The sequence below is a fragment of the Falsiroseomonas sp. CW058 genome, assembly GCF_050563535.1.
Classification (GTDB): Bacteria; Pseudomonadota; Alphaproteobacteria; order Acetobacterales; family Acetobacteraceae; genus Falsiroseomonas.
In genome coordinates this window covers 33,365-48,572 of the sequence record NZ_JBNXUO010000016.1, presented here as the reverse complement: position 1 = coordinate 48,572, position 15,208 = coordinate 33,365, and the positions used below count along the sequence as shown (strand labels likewise).

The 15,208-nt window shown below is 72.3% G+C and carries 11 protein-coding genes, 1 tRNA gene and 1 pseudogene; 4 read left to right on the top strand and 9 right to left on the bottom strand.

Annotation, left to right across the window (positions count from 1 at the left end; translation table 11 throughout):
* Position 1: 1 nt before the first annotated feature.
* Positions 2–298: a virulence factor gene (locus ACK8OX_RS14195; protein ID WP_430664802.1), complete on the top strand. Its 297-nt coding sequence runs from the start codon at positions 2–4 to the stop codon at positions 296–298.
* On the top strand, positions 295–2,295 hold the full coding sequence (locus tag ACK8OX_RS14190; protein ID WP_430664801.1) for an ASKHA domain-containing protein: 2,001 nt from the start codon (positions 295–297) through the stop codon (positions 2,293–2,295). The genes ACK8OX_RS14195 and ACK8OX_RS14190 overlap by 4 nt, the downstream gene beginning before the upstream one ends.
* Before the next feature lie 65 nt (positions 2,296–2,360).
* Here ACK8OX_RS14190 and ACK8OX_RS14185 read toward each other — a convergent pair whose 3' ends face one another.
* The 4 genes and pseudogenes from ACK8OX_RS14185 to ACK8OX_RS14170 form a co-directional block, all read right to left on the bottom strand.
* Positions 2,361–3,185 carry a formylglycine-generating enzyme family protein gene (locus ACK8OX_RS14185; protein ID WP_430664800.1) on the bottom strand — a complete coding sequence of 275 codons (825 nt, stop codon included), beginning with the start codon at positions 3,183–3,185 and terminating at the stop codon, positions 2,361–2,363.
* A gap of 1,020 nt (positions 3,186–4,205) precedes the next feature.
* The gene (locus ACK8OX_RS14180; protein WP_430664799.1) at positions 4,206–5,792 is read right to left on the bottom strand and encodes a sensor histidine kinase; all 1,587 of its coding nucleotides are present in this window, start codon (positions 5,790–5,792) and stop codon (positions 4,206–4,208) included.
* Positions 5,793–5,807: 15 nt separating this feature from the next.
* A pseudogene (locus ACK8OX_RS14175) lies at positions 5,808–7,320 on the bottom strand (CheR family methyltransferase).
* A 26-nt stretch (positions 7,321–7,346) separates the two neighbouring features.
* Positions 7,347–7,538 (bottom strand): type II toxin-antitoxin system ParD family antitoxin, encoded by a 192-nt coding sequence (locus tag ACK8OX_RS14170; protein ID WP_430664875.1) that lies wholly within the window; start codon positions 7,536–7,538, stop codon positions 7,347–7,349.
* Between the two features lie 377 nt (positions 7,539–7,915).
* Here ACK8OX_RS14170 and ACK8OX_RS14165 point away from each other — a divergent pair, with 377 nt between their 5' ends.
* Both ACK8OX_RS14165 and ACK8OX_RS14160 read left to right on the top strand, forming a co-directional pair.
* The gene (locus ACK8OX_RS14165) at positions 7,916–8,989 is read left to right on the top strand and encodes a GSU2403 family nucleotidyltransferase fold protein (RefSeq protein WP_430664798.1); all 1,074 of its coding nucleotides are present in this window, start codon (positions 7,916–7,918) and stop codon (positions 8,987–8,989) included.
* A gap of 1,190 nt (positions 8,990–10,179) precedes the next feature.
* A tRNA-Thr gene (locus ACK8OX_RS14160) sits at positions 10,180–10,254 on the top strand.
* Positions 10,255–10,267: 13 nt separating this feature from the next.
* Here ACK8OX_RS14160 and ACK8OX_RS14155 read toward each other — a convergent pair.
* The 5 genes from ACK8OX_RS14155 to ACK8OX_RS14135 form a co-directional block, all read right to left on the bottom strand.
* A complete protein-coding gene (locus ACK8OX_RS14155) occupies positions 10,268–11,014 on the bottom strand; it encodes a Crp/Fnr family transcriptional regulator (RefSeq protein ID WP_430664797.1) in 747 nt (248 codons plus the stop codon).
* A 188-nt stretch (positions 11,015–11,202) separates the two neighbouring features.
* A complete protein-coding gene (locus ACK8OX_RS14150) occupies positions 11,203–11,577 on the bottom strand; it encodes a phage tail fiber protein (RefSeq protein ID WP_430664796.1) in 375 nt (124 codons plus the stop codon).
* A gap of 57 nt (positions 11,578–11,634) precedes the next feature.
* Positions 11,635–11,901 carry a hypothetical protein gene (locus tag ACK8OX_RS14145; protein ID WP_430664795.1) on the bottom strand — a complete coding sequence of 89 codons (267 nt, stop codon included), beginning with the start codon at positions 11,899–11,901 and terminating at the stop codon, positions 11,635–11,637.
* Between the two features lie 28 nt (positions 11,902–11,929).
* Positions 11,930–14,284 (bottom strand): glycosyl hydrolase family 28-related protein, encoded by a 2,355-nt coding sequence (locus ACK8OX_RS14140; RefSeq protein ID WP_430664794.1) that lies wholly within the window; start codon positions 14,282–14,284, stop codon positions 11,930–11,932.
* A gap of 57 nt (positions 14,285–14,341) precedes the next feature.
* On the bottom strand, positions 14,342–14,992 hold the full coding sequence (locus ACK8OX_RS14135) for a hypothetical protein (protein ID WP_430664793.1): 651 nt from the start codon (positions 14,990–14,992) through the stop codon (positions 14,342–14,344).
* Between the last annotated feature and the right edge of the window lie 216 nt (positions 14,993–15,208).

The following is a 15,208-nucleotide window of genomic DNA, read 5'->3' as shown; positions in this document are numbered from 1 at the left end:
CATGGCGGAGCTGATCCTGATCTCCTGGCGCGGCATCCCGGCGCAGCTCCTCGCACGGGAGGGGCGGCGGACGCTGCGGCACGAGCTTTCCCCGCGCTTCGCCCAGGCGATCGACCGCGCGGCGATGCGCGGCGGCGCGCGCGACGAGGCCGCCTATCTGGAAGGCTGGGTGCGCGCGCCGCTCGGCACGGAGGAAGGCGACCCGGCTGCGGCGCTGGCCGAACGCGCGGCGCTGATCGAGGCGGAGTACGACGAGGACCGGCTGTTCGCCCTCGTCGAATCGGGCGGCGCGGCATGAGCGACTGCGCCGTCGTCTTCACCCCTTCCGGCCGGCGCGGGCGGTTCGCGCCGGGCACGTCGCTGCTGGCGGCGGCACGCGCGCTCGGCGTCGATCTCGACAGCGTCTGCGGCGGGCGCGGCCTCTGCGGGCGCTGCCAGGTCGAACTGCAGCCGGGGGAGCACCTGAAGCACGCCATCACCAGCGCGCCGGACCACCTGACGGCGGCGGGGGAGGTCGAGGCGCGCTTCGCAGCGCGGCGCGGCGCGCTCGCCCCCGGCCGGCGGCTCGGCTGCCAGGCCAGGCTGGCGGGCGACGTGGTGGTGGACGTGCCGGCGGACAGCCAGCTGCACCGGCAGGTGGTCGCCAAGGCGGCGGATGCGCGGCCGGTCACGCTCGACCCGGTCGTGACGCTGCATCACGTCGTGGTCGCGCAGCCCGACATGCACGACCCGCGCAGCGACGCCCGGCGGCTGGAGGAGGCGGTGGCGGCGGAATGGGGCATCACCGGCCTCGTCATGCCGCTGCCCGTGCTGGCGGGCCTGCAGCGCGCGCTGCGCGAGGGCGGCTGGGCGGTGACCGTGGCGCTGCGCCACCGGCGCGACGTGGTGGCGGTGCATCCGGGGCTGGTGGAGACGCTGCACGGCGTCGCGGTCGATCTCGGCTCCACCACCATCGCGGCGCATCTCTGCGACCTCGGCACCGGCGGGGTGGTGGCCTCGGCGGGCGAGATGAACCCGCAGATCCGCTTCGGCGAGGACCTGATGAGCCGGGTCTCCTACGCCATGATGAACGAGGGCGGGGCGGCGGCGCTGACGGCGGCGGCGCGGGACGCGCTGGCGCGGCTGGTGGGCTCGCTCGCGCGGCAGGCGGGGATCGAGGCGTCGCGCATCGCCGAGGTGACGGTGGCCGGCAACCCCGTGATGCACCACCTGCTGCTCGGCCTCGACCCGGTGGAGCTCGGCGCCGCGCCCTTCGCGCTGGCGGCGGATGCCGCGCTCGACCTGCCGGCGCGCGACCTCGGCCTCGCCATCGCGCCGGGCGCCTTCGTGCATGTCCTGCCCTGCATCGCGGGGCATGTCGGCGCGGATGCCGCGGCGATGGTGCTGGCCGAACGGCCCGACCTGTCCGAGGAGCTGACGCTGCTGGTCGATGTCGGCACGAATGCGGAGATCGTGCTGGGGGACCGGCACGGGCTGCTCGCCTGTTCCTCGCCCACCGGGCCCGCCTTCGAGGGCGCGCAGATCACCGCCGGCCAGCGCGCGGCGCCTGGCGCGATCGAGCGCGTGCGGATCGACCCCGCGACGCTGGAGCCGCGCTTCAAGGTGATCGGCTGCAACATGTGGTCGGACGAGCCGGGCTTCGCCGAGGCGGTGCGCCGCACCGGCGTCACCGGCATCTGCGGGTCCGGCATCATCGAGGCGATCGCGGAGATGCACCTGGCAGGCATCCTGCGGACCGATGGCGGGATCGACGGCGCCCTGGCCGCGCGCAGCCGGCGCGTCCGGGAGGAATACCGCAGCTTCACCTATCTCATCCGCGAGGAGGCGCCGCGCATCGCCGTGACGCAGCACGACGTGCGGGCGATCCAGCTTGCCAAGGCGGCGCTGCACGCGGGCGCGAAGCTGCTGATGCACCGCCGCGGGGTGGACCGGGTGGAGCGCATCCGCCTGGCCGGCGCCTTCGGCGCGCATATCGACCCGCTGCACGCCCTGGTGCTGGGCCTGGTGCCGGACTGCGCGCCGGAGCGCATCGCCTCGGTCGGCAACGCGGCGGGCCATGGGGCGCGAATCGCATTGCTGAACGCCGCCGCGCGGCGCGAGCTGCAGGCGCTGGTGCGCCGGATCGAGAAGGTGGAGACGGCGGTGGAGCCCGGCTTCCAGGCGGAATTCGTCGCCGCCATGGCCATCCCGCACGCGACCGACCCCTATCCCGAGCTTGCGGCGCGCGTCGCCCTGCCGGCGCGATCCGCGCCCCGGCGCCCGGCACGCCGCCGCGCGGGGGCGCCCGGCGACTGACGGGACAGGCAGGCGGCTGGCGCCCATCCGTGGCGCCGGGGGCGCGGCGCGTGCGGGGCAGCGCGCTACCCGTCGTAGACCAGCCGGAAGCCGGTATGGCCCGCAGATGTGTCGGGGCTACGGCCGGCGCGCGCGGCGATGCGGTAGCGGTAGCAGTAGCTGACGTGGCACAGGTAGCTGCCGCCCTTCATCAGCCTCTCGCGTTCCGCCGCTGCGGCGGCGTTGCGGTGCTTCGCCGCCTTCGCCAGCGATCGCACCCGGAAGGGGTCGGCGCACCATTCCCATGCATTGCCGCAGGTGTTGAACAGGCCGAAGCCGTTGGGCGCGAAGCTGTCCACCGGCGCGGTGCCGGCGAAGCCGTCGGCCGCGGTGTTGCGGTGGGGGAAATCGCCCTGCCAGATGTTGCAGAAGATCCGCGTGTCGGTGGGTTCCTCGTTGCCCCAGGGGAAGCGGGCCTGGTCGCGGCCACCCCTGGCCGCGTGTTCCCATTCCGCCTCGGTCGGCAGGCGGCCGCCCGCCCAGGCGGCAAACGCCGCCGCGTCGTTCCAGGCGACATGGACCGCCGGGTGGTCGAGGCGGTCGGCGACCGAGGATCCCGGCCCCTCCGGCGCTGCCCAGGACGCGCCATGCACTTTCCGCCACCACGGCGTTCCTTCCGGCGTCAGGGCCGGCAGCGCCGGGTCGGCGAAGAGGTGGAAGACATAGGACCAGCCGAAGCGCTCCGCTTCGGTGACGTAGCCGGTCGCGGCCACGAAGGCCGCGAAGCGCCGGTTGGTGACCTGGTGCGCGTCCATGCGGAACGGCGCCAGGACCACGCGCCGCGACGGGCCCTCGCCATCCAGGAGGAGCTCCGGCCGGTCCGTGCCGATGGTCGCGGGGCCGCCCGGCACCCACACCGTCGGCGCGTCGTCGCGCCCGCCGGCCAGGGCAGGGGCCGGGCGCGGCGGGACGGCGGATGCAGGGAATGAGGGCGGGCAGCAGGTCACCTTGCATGTCCTCTCATGGCCGGGACGAGCCGCCGGCCTGATGCGAGGGGAATTCATGCAGGCTGCGCGCGTGCCCGGCCAGCCAGGGTGATCCGGCTTCGTCCCCGTGGTGGAGGCTGTGGGGGCCGCCGAAACCTCGCTCGAAGCCCTGCACCGCCGGCGGGTGGCCGCCGCATGCGCGAAGGTCACCCCGGCCGATCCGGGCCGTCCTGCAGGCGGGCAGGATGCCGGCGGCCGCCCTGGTGCGCTTCCGTTCGCCGTCCTGCCGCATCGGGGGGTTGCGGGGACCCCCCCGAACCGCTAGGAAGCGCGCGCCTTGCGCCGGTCCGCTGCTGTAGCTCAGTGGTAGAGCACTCCCTTGGTAAGGGAGCGAGTAGCCATCAAAAAACGCTGCTCCTGTCGTCGATCTTGGCGACACAGACGGTAGACTGCACCAATTTTGCACCACTTGGGCTGGCGTCCTCTTGCTCCCGATTTTGCGCGGAGAGAGGATTTTCTCCCAGGGGGCTCTGCCGTCCCAAAGCCCATCTCCCTCGCGATCTCGACGCTGTCGAAGGCGTAGCTCGGTGATGGCGCCGACGATCGCGTCCGAAGCGGGACCGTTGCCGTCCAACCGGGAGGAGACGCTCGTAATCGTAGCCGACACGTCTGCTGGTAAAGCGAAAGCAGACCTCGCTGGCGAGAACTTGGGTTCGGCAGCTTTGCGCCCATGACGGTCGTCAACCGGCCGCCGGTGCCATCCCGAAACCGGACATCCCATTCCCGTCGTCGATCAGCCCAGTTAGGCGCCAGGCAGTCCTTCGGAAGGAGCAACCGGCGGCCCTCGGTGTTGTCTCGCGCCTGTGCACCGAAGGAGGACCCAGGGATCACTCCCCGCGGTTCGGCCGGCGACGCCTCTGGCGCCCTCCTTGCTGCAGCACGGCATCAGGGGTGCCGATCCGGCTTCATCTGCGCCGGCCGCCTTCCGAGCGGCACCGCGATGCGGCAGGCCACGCCGTCCCCGCCAAAGGTGAGTTCCGCTCGGGTGCCGAGTGTGTGCCCGAGGGCCTGCTCGATCAGGCGCCGCCCATAGCCGCGGCCTGACGGAGCGGCCGGCATGACGCAGCCGCTCTCGCGCCAGTCCAACAGTACGCGGCGGCCACCGGCCGCGTCGGGCTCCAGTCGCCAGAGGACCTCGAGACGCCCGCTCTCCTGCTTCAGCGCACCGTACTTCGCCGCGTTCGTCGCCAGCTCGTGGACCGCCAATGCCAGCGCCTGCACGCGCTCCGGGCCGAGGAGCACGACCGGGCCGGCGACTGTCACCCGGCCGTCCACCGCCGTAGGATGCGCACCCAGCTCGAGCCTGATGACCTCACCGATGTCGAGCTCGTCGCGGCCGCCCCTGGCCAGCAGCTCCTGCGCTCGCCCGAGGGCGGCGATGCGGTCCGTGAAGCTCTTCAGCGTCCCGCCCTTGCCGAGGGTAAGCGTGGCGATCGCCTGCACGACCGTCAGCAGATTGCGCGTGCGGTGGTGCAGCTCGGCGATGAGAACCCGCTGCTGGTCCTCGGACCTGGTCAGGCCGGTGACGTCGAGGAAAGTCACCACCACGCCCCGCGTCCGCCTGTCGGCGTTGCGGTAGGGCGAGATCCGGACGAGGTAGTGGGCGTCTCCCGCCGGCTGGTCCACCCGCCGCTCGATCGGCTCGCCACCGGCGAGCACCGCGGCGACGTCGAGGGCGAGGTCCGGCAGGCTGAAGCGGCTGGCCAGGTCGGTGATCGGCCGCCCGCGGTCGCCGGGCAGGATGTTGAAGATCTTGGCCACCGCCGGCGTGAAGCTGCGGATCACCAGCTCGTGGTCGAGGAAGACGGTCGCGACGTCGGTGCTCTCGAACAGGTTGTGCAGGTCGTTGTTGGCGCGGTCGAGCGCCTCCACCTTGCCGCTCAGCTCGGCATTGAGGGTGTGCAGCTCCTCATTGACGGATTGCAGCTCCTCCTTCGAGGCCTCGAGCTCCTCGTTGGTCGATTGCATCTCCTCGTTCACCGAGACGAGCTCCTCGTTCGAGGACTTCAGCTCCTCGAGCGCCGTCTCGTATTCCTCGATCAGTGACTGCAGCCGCTCCCGGGTCTCGCGCAGCTCGCGCTCCAGGTGCAGCGCCGCGCCGTCCTGAGTGGCGACCCGGCCGAGTGCCTCCTGCCGCGTCAGGGTCGGGCCGTCATCGGCGAAGAGCACAAGGAAGAGCGGCTCCTCGCGGTCGGCCTCGCGCAGGGGCTCGACCGTCAGCGTCACCATCTGGACGCGGCCATCCTCGCCCTCGACCGCCACGCCCTCCCGCGTCGCGCTGGCACCGGCCTCCACGGCCTCGCGCAGCGCCGTGCGGAGATCGAGGCGAAGTCCCTTGCGCGCCATGGTCAGGAGCTGCCGCGTCGGGGTCCCGGCTGCGGCCTCGAGGTACTTGCCCGTGCGCGCCGAGTAGTAGGCGACCTCGCCCTCGCGGTTCACCACGACGAAGGCCGGCGCGAAGCGCTCCAGCACCTGTCCCTCGACCGCCTAGCGCAGCGCGATCCCGCCCAGGCCCGCCTTGTGCGGCGCGGCGCCAGTCGTGTGCCCGAGGCGAAGGCGCGACATCGACATCGGCAGGCGCGTGCCCTCACTCCCGTCTGCCCGGCGCCGGAAGATGCGCTGCTTCTTCTCGATCGGCGTGAAGAGGTCGCCATACCGCCCGATGCCCTCTGCCGTGCCCAGGAACAGGTAGCCCTCCGGCCGCAACGCGTAGTGGAACACCGGAAGCACCCCGTTCTGCACGTCCGGTCCGAAGTAGATCAGCAGGTTGCGGCAGGAGACGAGGTCGATGCGGGAGAAGGGCGGATCGCGGATGACGCTGTGCGGCGAGAAGATGCAGAGGTCGCGCACCTCCTTCGAGACCACGTAGCTGCCGCCATCGGCCACGAAGAAGCGCGCCCGGCGCTCCGGCGTGACGCTGTCGAGCAACGGCGCAGGGTAGCGCGCGGCCCGCGCGACGGAGAGCGCGGTCGTCGATGTCGGTGGCGAAGAGCTGCACGCGCGGCACGGCGGTGAGGCCGTCCATGTGCTCGCGGATCAGCATGCCGAGCGAGAACACCTCCTCCCCCGTCGCGCAGCCCGGCACCCACACCCGGACGGCGTCCTCCGCGCCGCGCCCCTCGAACAGCTTCGGGATGACGAGCCGGCCGAGCGCCTCAAAGGCGTCGGCGTCGCGGAAGAAGTTGGTCACTCCGATCAGCAGGTCGCGGAACAGCGCCGCAACCTCGCCCGGGTCCCCGCGCAGCCGCTCGACATAGGCCTCGGCCGTGTCGAGCCCGACCACCTGCATCCGCCGCTGCACGCGGCGAAGGAAGGTCTTCGCCTTGTAGCCGGAGAAGTCATGGCCGAGCTGGCTACGCAGGATGGCGTAGATCTCACGACGCGCCTCCTCGAGCGCGCGCGCCGCCTCCACCTGGCCCGAGCCGTCGACCGCGATGCCATCGAGCATGCTCAGGCCGCGGGCGAAGGCGACGAGGTGCCCACCCATCTGGTCGGCCGGCATGGCGAGGTCCACGACGCCCGAGGAGATCGCGCTCTCCGGCATCTCCGGGTGGCCGGGCCCGTGGCCGTCGGCGACCTGCGCGAGGGTCATCCCGCCGCGCTCCTTGATCGCCTTGAGGCCGAGCGTTCCGTCCCCATCGCCGCCGGAGAGCACGACGCCGGCCGCTGCCTCGCCCCAGTCGGCGGCGAGCGTGCTGAAGAAGATGTCGATCGGCTTGCGCTCGCGCCGGCCCGAATTGGGGCGCTGCAGCCGGAGGCGGCCGCCCTCGATGCCGAGGACCGCATCGGCGGGCAGGACGTGGACGGTGTCCGGCTCGATCGGCATGCCATCGGCGGCAACGCGGACGGGCAGGTCGGTCAGGTTGGCCACCACCTCATGCAGCCGGCTCTCGCGATCCGGGCTGAGGTGGGTGACGATGACGATGGCGAACCCGGGCTGTCCTTGCAGGCCGCGGAAGAAGCCCTCCAGCGCCTCGATGCCGCCAGCGGAGGCGCCGATGCCGACGATCGGGAAGGCGGACCGGGTCAGGACGGTGTGCCCGCGCCACCGATGGCGCCGGGGGCGTCCGGACTGGCCGCCACCTCGCGCTCTAGCAGGCGCAGGCCCGCCCGCACCACCTCGCTCGAGGAGCCGAAGCGGCCGGACGCGACCTGGTCGGCGACGAAGCGGGCGACGTGCTCCGTCACCGAGACGTTGAGGTGGTGCTTGCTGGGCATGGTGGCTTCTGACACGCAACGCCGCGCGGGTGCCATAAAGTTTCACCCAGGGCGATCACGGCTGCGGCAGCCGTGAGGTGGCGGCTGCGTCGCGACGTCGGGTAGCGCAGCAGGCACCAGATCGCTCGGAGCTGGTTGTTCTGCTTTCGGCCAAACCACGCCGGAGTAAGCTAGCGGCCTCCATGTCCGCTCTCGAGAGTGAAGCAGTCCACGGCACCCACCAACAGCCGGCTTTGACCGTTCCGCGAAGGAGGGTTGCATTCCCCCTCCGTCCATCACCGCAGCGTGGCGGCGAGCCCTTAGGCTGAACGGAATTAAAGCTTCAACCCACAGAAAATATTGATTTTGCCCATCCGCGACGTATGATGTGAGTGCACATGGGCAAAGCGATTTTCTTCAATGAGATAGACAATGGGGCGCGACAGCGTCTCATAGATGTCCAACAGCGCGCCGAGGCCCTGCGGGCCGCGGACGGCGACCTGCGCCGGCGCTTCGTCGGGAGCATGGCCTGGAAGGCGCGCGACGCTCACGAGTATCTCTACCGGCGCAACGGCCGGGTCGAGAAGAGCCTCGGCCCGAGGAGCCCGGAGACCGAGGAGATTGAACGCGCTTTCAAGGCGGGCAAGGCCCTCGCTGAAGAGCGGGCGAACGGCCTCCGGCAGACGCTGCGGGGCATGGCGCGGGTGAACCGCGCGATGGGCCTCGGGCGCGTCCCGAGCCTCGTCGGGCGCATTCTGAGGCGGCTGGACGAGGCCGGGGTGCTGGGTGAGCAGGTCTGCGTCGTCGGCACCAACGCCCTCTTCGCCTACGAAGCTCGCGCCGGCATCCGGTTCCAGTCGGACCTCCTGGCGACCGCGGACATCGATATCGCCCTCGATGCGCGCCGCAACCTGGCGCTCGCCGGACGGACCATGCCGGAAGGGCTGCTCGGCCTGCTCCGGAAGATCGACGCGTCCTTCGCCCCAATCGCAGCCGGGCACTTCTCGGCCGTGAACAGGGACGGCCTGATGGTGGACCTCATCACGCCGGAGCCGAAGGTGCCGATGCGGGCCTTGCCGCGCCGTCAGCGGCGGCTGGGCGCCGAGGACATCGCCGCGGTGGAGGACGTGGAGGCTGCGGAGGTGCCGAGGCTCGAGATGATCGTGGACGCGCCGCGCTTCTCCGCCGTGGCTGTGGCCGAGGATGGCCTGCCTGTCTGGATCGCCGCTGCCGACCCGCGCTGGTGGGCGGCGCACAAGCTCTGGCTCGCCGAGGAGCTGGGGCGCGAGCCGCTGAAGCGCCAGCGCGACCGGGACCAGGGTCTGGCGGCGGCCGAGATGCTCGCCCGGGTCTGGGGCGAGGTGGACCTGTCCGACCGCGCCCTCGCGACAATCCCGGCCGGGCTGCGGGCGAGGCTCCGCGCGGCGGTGGAGGGCCGTGGCGGCGAGGGCGACGACGCGCCGGAGTGGTGAGGGCTCCTGATATCCTCAGAGGGCGCATCCAGCCCGACCGGCTGGGCTGTTCGTGCAGAATGCGGGCTCTGGCCGGGACCGGCCGTCCGGCGTGGCGCGTGCCCTTCGCCCGATGATGTTCCCGGTGCTGGCGCCCCGCCCGATGCGCGACTGCACCATGGCTGCGCCGAGGAAGCTGGTCTTCGCGACGCCGCGTCGCCAGCGATTGGCTCGGCGCCGACACCTTGGCCGATAAGAATGTCGGGGCGATGACGTTGGCGAGGTCCGCGATGATCGACGACCTGCCTCGCCTGTCCCCCGAGCGCGTCGGGGAGGGTTTAAGCGCGACGTCCCCCGCGTGTCTGCCGAGGATGCCGGCGGTCCGCCGGTTATGCGTAACCCCCATGGGCCATCCTCTCGAGGTGGTCGAGGATGAGCGCCCCGCGCCCTTCTGCGAGCAGTTCGGCCGGCGAGGCGCCGAGTGACGGGCTGACCCGCGTTGCCCAATCTCGTGCCGCAGCCGGAGATCCCGCCCACGGCTCGACCAGCATGAGGATAGCCGCGCGGCTTCCGCCTCGGTCAGGCCTGGGAGCACAACGCGTAGCCTGCCGACGGCCGACAGGAAGTCGCCGTGCGCTTCGCCGTCACGGGGTTTGTCGGGCATCTCTGGTATCCTTGTTCCAGTGTATCCTGCTCTTCAGCCGATTGCCGGATTAGCGCCGTTGCCGCTGGATGTTGCCGCACCTGCGCTGTTCCTCTCTTCGGCTCTCCCCGGGTTTCCCCCGCCGTGATCAGCCCCTCGCGTGGCGTGCGCAGCGCAGGCCGCTGCGACCGTCCGCCGAACGTAGTGAAGACCGTCCGGCCAGGGCTGTCGCGTAGCCGGGCGGCGATTGCGATGCCTCTGGACGAGGACGATGTCGCAGCTCATCCCGGCATGCGGCTTCCGCAGCAGTCCGCCGAGGGACTTCACGCCGTTCTGCATCCGGTCGGATTCAATCGTCTCTCCGACAGGCCAACGGTGGCCGCGGAACCGGGAAAGAGAACGAAATTCTCCAGATTGGTCATTTCACCCGGACAGAGTAGGAACGGACTGCACCAGTTTTGCACCACTTTCTGCACCACTTGGTGCCGTTCCGTTCGCCCTCATGCCGGATCGGGGGTTGCGGCCACCCGCCCAAACCGCTAGGAAGCCCCGCAACTTAGCCCGGTCCGCTGCTGTAGCTCAGTGGTAGAGCACTCCCTTGGTAAGGGAGAGGTCAAGAGTTCAATCCTCTTCAGCAGCACCACCGGCCGCGCGCGCTATTCCGCGGGCGAGCCTTCGGCGAGCGCGGTGAGCTGGTCGCTTCTCAGCAGTTCCATGCGGCCATGCGACGGCTCCCGAATCCAGCCGCGGCGGCGGAAGGCGGTCAGGGTGCGGCTCACGGTCTCGAGCGTGAGGCCGAGGAAGTCCGCGATGTCGCCGCGCGTCATCGGCATGTCGAGCACGCCGCCGACGGCGCCCCGCCGCCGCCCCGCCTCCACCAGCGACAGCAGGAAGGCCGCGACACGGCCTTCCGCCGTGCGGCGGCCGACGCTGACCAGCTGTTCCTGAGTCGCCGCGAGTTCCTGCACGCAGAGGTCGAGGAAGCGGCGTTCCAGCGCCGGGTATCGGCGCAGCAGCGTCTCCAGCCTGCGGCGCTCAAGCCGGCAGACCTGGGCCGGGGTGAGCAGCTGCGCGGCGAAGGGATAGGTCTCGCCCACGGTATAGCCGAGCACGTCGCCCGCGAAGCGGAAGCCCAGCACCTGTTCGCGCCCGTCGGCCAGCAGGCGCGTCAGCTTCGCCGTCCCGGTGACGAGGGTGAAGACATGGCCGGCCCGGTCCCCTTCGTCGAACAGGGTGTCGCGGGCGGCGAAGGCGATCTGCTCGGTCTCCGCCACCACCTCGTCCAGCGCCGCCGCGTCGAGAGGGCGGCAGAGCCCCGCCACCCGCGATCCGCAGGTCGTGCACACTTGGCCCTCGCCCAGCGCCTCGCGCGTCAGCCGCCTGGCCGCATCCAGCGGATTCACCGCCCCCGACTCCCCAACCCTGACGGGGCGAGGCTATCCGACGCCGTTGCCCGGCTTCAACCACCCCATGGCGAATTCCATAAGGACTGCCTGAAATTCCGGGGCGCAAGCCGGCGGCGCCCGTCGGGACACCATCCGCGCGCGGCGGAAGCGCCGATGGTGGCCCCGCCGGCGGGGGGCTGCCCTACTCAGTCGGGCGTGACGGTCAGCGCGTCGATCGCGATGGTCACGGTGCCGGGGCCCGCCACCGTGACCGGCTGGTTCAGCGGCCCCCAGGTCAGCGGGTTGCCGCCCGTCGCCGCGTCGAACAGGCCGAGATGGCTGAGCGTGCCGGCCGCGCCGGTGAAGGTGAAGCGCAGCGCCTCGACGTTGCGCTGCGCGCCGGTGCCGGTGAAGGTGACGCGCTGGCGGGCATAGCCGGTGCCGGCGGGCTCGCCGGCGACGCCGGTGGCGTCCGCGCCGCCGGTGCCGAGTGCCGCCCAGACGGCGCCCGGCAGCGTGGGCAGCCGCCCGCAGAGCGCGCGCGAGAGCAGGTTCTTGGCGTGGTCGGTCAGGTCGGTCATGGCGGGTGTTCCTGCGGGTCGGGGGATGTGGCGTGCCGGGCGGTGCCGCGGCGCGCCTCAGAAGCTGCCGAGCAGCGCGGTGGAGAGCTGCGGACCGGTCGGGAGGAGGCCCGCCGGGAGGGGGATGGCCTCGGTCGCGACGATGGCGACATAGGCGCAGCCGTCGAATTCCCGCGCCGCCTCGCCGGGCGGGGGGATGAACCCGCCGATCCGCGGGTCCGGCACCGCCGGCGGATCACCCGGCCCGTGCCAGCCGAGGCCGCGCAGCGCCGCGGCCACGGCCGCCGGCGTGCCGTGCCAGCGATGCATCATCCATTCGCTCATGCCTGGATCTCCTTCTCGGGGTGGGGTGTCAGGGGGCGCCGGCGCCGGAGAGCAGCAGCACCCTGGTCGTGCCGCCGTCGGGGCTGAAGGCGAGCAGCGTGGCCAGGCCGCCGGCGCGGATCCTCGTCATCCCGTCGGGGTTGGAAGGCGTGGCCGCGCTGAAGCCCGTCATCGCGACCGCCAGGTCGGCGCCTGTGCGGTTGATGACGAGGCAGGTGAAGCCGTCGCCCGTCGCCGCCCAGTCGATCGACAGCGTCGCGCCGGCATTCGCCGCGACCAGCCGCCCGTTATGCGCGGCGAGCGTCAGCGCCGTGGCGGCGGCGGCGGCGACCACCGGCAGCCGCCGCGCGGTGAACTGGGCATCGACATAGCCCTTCGTGGCGGCCTGGGCCGGGGCGGCGGGGTCGGCCGGCAGCACCAGCGGCCCGTGGAGCGTGACCGTCCCGGTGGGGGAGATGCGAAGGCGTTCGGCCAGGGCGCCCGCGCTCCGCACCTCCACCACGAAGGCGCCGGCCTCCGAACCGGCGGCCACCGTCTCGCTCACCCCGCCGATGCGGGCGAAGGCGGTCTCGGCGCCCGCGGCGTTGTTGCCGCTGAAGGCGACCCGCCCGAGCGCGTCGCCATTGGCCGGCGCGGCGGAGGCGCGGCGGAGCGTCACCGACATCGGCGCGGTCATCGCGGCGGGCGCGCCGAACACCACGCCGCCATTCGGGTTCGCCACCGCATCGCCGCCGATCAGCAACGGCGCGCCGCTGCCCGCGCCGATCCCGACGGCGTAGGTGATGGTGGCGTCCTGGTTCTCGAGGTCCAGCTCCGCTCCGAGCCCGGCGGAACGCCGGTGCAGCACGGTGCTGGTCTGGTCGGCGGTGGAGCCCATGGGCTGCGTGCGGTTGCCCACCAGAACGATGCGCGCCAGGTCGCCCGGCGTCTCCGCCCCGAAGCTGGCCGACCGCGTGTCGGACGCGACGACCGAGAGACTGTCGCCGGCGCTGGCGAGATAGACGCTGGCCGCCGGCAGGTCGCAGGCGACGAGTGTGAGGCCGCCATCCAGCACCTCCACCGTGCGCCAGGCGCCATCGCCCCCCACCATGACGCCGACGAACTGGTTGTCGCCCTGGTTGGACGCGCTGCTGTTCACGCGGATCGCGGTGGCCATGCTGCTGATGAAGCCGCCGACCCATTTCGTGCGGAAGGCGTCGCCGCGGATCCAGGCGCCGACGGTGAAGGGGTCCTTCAGGGACAGCAGGTCGTCCACGCTGCAATTGTGCAGCTGGATCGACTGGCTGCCGCTGCCGAGGTCGAAGCCGATGTCGTAGCCGTAGCAGAAGCAGTTGACGAATTCGGCAACGTCGCTGCTCTCGACACGGAAGGCGGTGCCGCTGCGGCGGTTGTTCCAGACCGACACGGTCCCGCCCCCGGCATGGCTGCCGGCGAAGCTGGTGCCGGCCATGTCGAAGCGCGTCGCGTCCACCACGGTGACGAAGCGGCGCGAATTGGCCGCGACCACGCCCGCCACGCCGTGCACATTCACCAGGTCCCCGCTGGCCAGTCCATGCGGGGTGGCGGTGGTCACGCGCACCAGCCCCGCGCCGTTGTTCGCCACGGCCGAGACGGCCATCTGCACCAGCGACACGCCGCCCAGGTTGCCGGTCAGGAAGGGCCAGAAATGGACGTCGTGGACGCGGGTGACGTCATAGGTCTGCGACAGCCAGATGCCGTTGCGGTTGTCGCCCCGCATCCGGCGGATGTTCAGGCGCTGGCTGTTGTCGGACCGCACCGCCAGGTCGAAGCCCAGCACCAGCAGGTCCTCCAGCAGGACGTCGTGATGCGTGCCCGACCCGTCGCCGATGGTGATGGCCGTGCCCGCCATGGCGTTGCGCAGCGCGATCGCGCTGCGCAGTCCCGTGGGCGGCGCGCCCAGCCCGTCGCGGATCACCGCGGCGCGCCGCACCGTGGCGCCGCGCAGCACGCGGATGGTGCGCGCGGCATCCACCAGCAGGCTGCCGGGGATGGCGCGGTAGTCGGCGTTCAGGCGCTGCCCGCCCGGGAAGACCGGGCCTTCGAGGCAGACATTCTCCTTCACCGCCAGCCCCGCCGCGGCGACGCGGTAGCGCCGCGGGCCGAGCCGCACGATGCCGCCGCCCGCCGCCGCCGCCGCGTCGATCGCCGACTGGATGGCGGCCGCGTCATCGGTGCTGCCGTCGCCCACCGCGCCGAAGTCGCGCACATGGAGCATGCGTTCGGCATGCACGCCGGCGGTGATCTGCGCGAAGGTCGCGCGCCGCGTCTGCGCGGCCGCGCCGCTGCCCTGCACCACGGGCGCGAGGTCGGCCGCGGCGAGTGCGGCCGCCGCCGGAAGGTCGGAGATTCGGGTGTCGGCCATCGGGCTCGGTGTCCTGTGCGGGAAGGGGCGGGGAAGGGCGGGCGCGGCGCGGCGGGATCAGACCAGCACGCGCCCGCCGTCCTGCAGCAGCAGGGTGCCGAGGCTCTGGAGCAGCAGCGCGAAGGGCGCGGTGACCGCGAAGGGGGGCGAGGTGTCGGACACCTCCGGCCGGCCGGTTGCCTCGACCCGCAGGCGATAGCCGCTGCCGGCCGCAGGTGCGGCGAAGGTCACGCTTGCCGTCCCGGCGGTCACCGCAGCGGCGGTCGGTCCGCGCACCGTGCTGCCGGCGGCGTCGCGGATGCTGAACCGCACCTCCGCGACCGGGCCCGCGACCGCGGCCTCGGCCCGCAGGCTGCCATTGGCGACGATCCCGGCGGCGAGCGGCATGAGCACGACGGTCATCGCCACCGCGCTGACCGCCTGCCGGACGGAAAATCTCTGCGCGGCGGCACGGCTGACGCGGAAGGGCGCCGGCGCCGTGTCGATCACCAGCCCCGCCGCCACCACGTCGCCCGCGCGCACGGGCTGGAAGGCCACCGAATCCGCCGCCTGCACTAGGATCAGGTCGCCGGTTTCGAGCCGCGCCGCGGCGGGCGCGAAATACCCCGCGACCAGCGTCTGCGCCCGCGTGTCCGTGGTGCGGTACAGCCAGAAGGTGAAGCCGCTGGCGCTGAGCAGCGGGTTGAGGCCGGCGTTGTCGAAGGGCATGCGGGGCTCCGGTCGGACAGGCGCCGCCGCCGGCGTGCCGGGCGGCGCGTCGGGGCGGGCGGGGCTGGGGACGGCAGGGCGCGCACGCGGCCCGGCGGGGCGGCGCGCGGCGTGGGCTTGACGGGGTGGGGAATGCCAGGGCCTGCGCTGGACGCAGTTCGGGCCGTGGCGGGTTCGATCTACGGGCGGATTAGGAACAAGTCAAGAACAAATTCC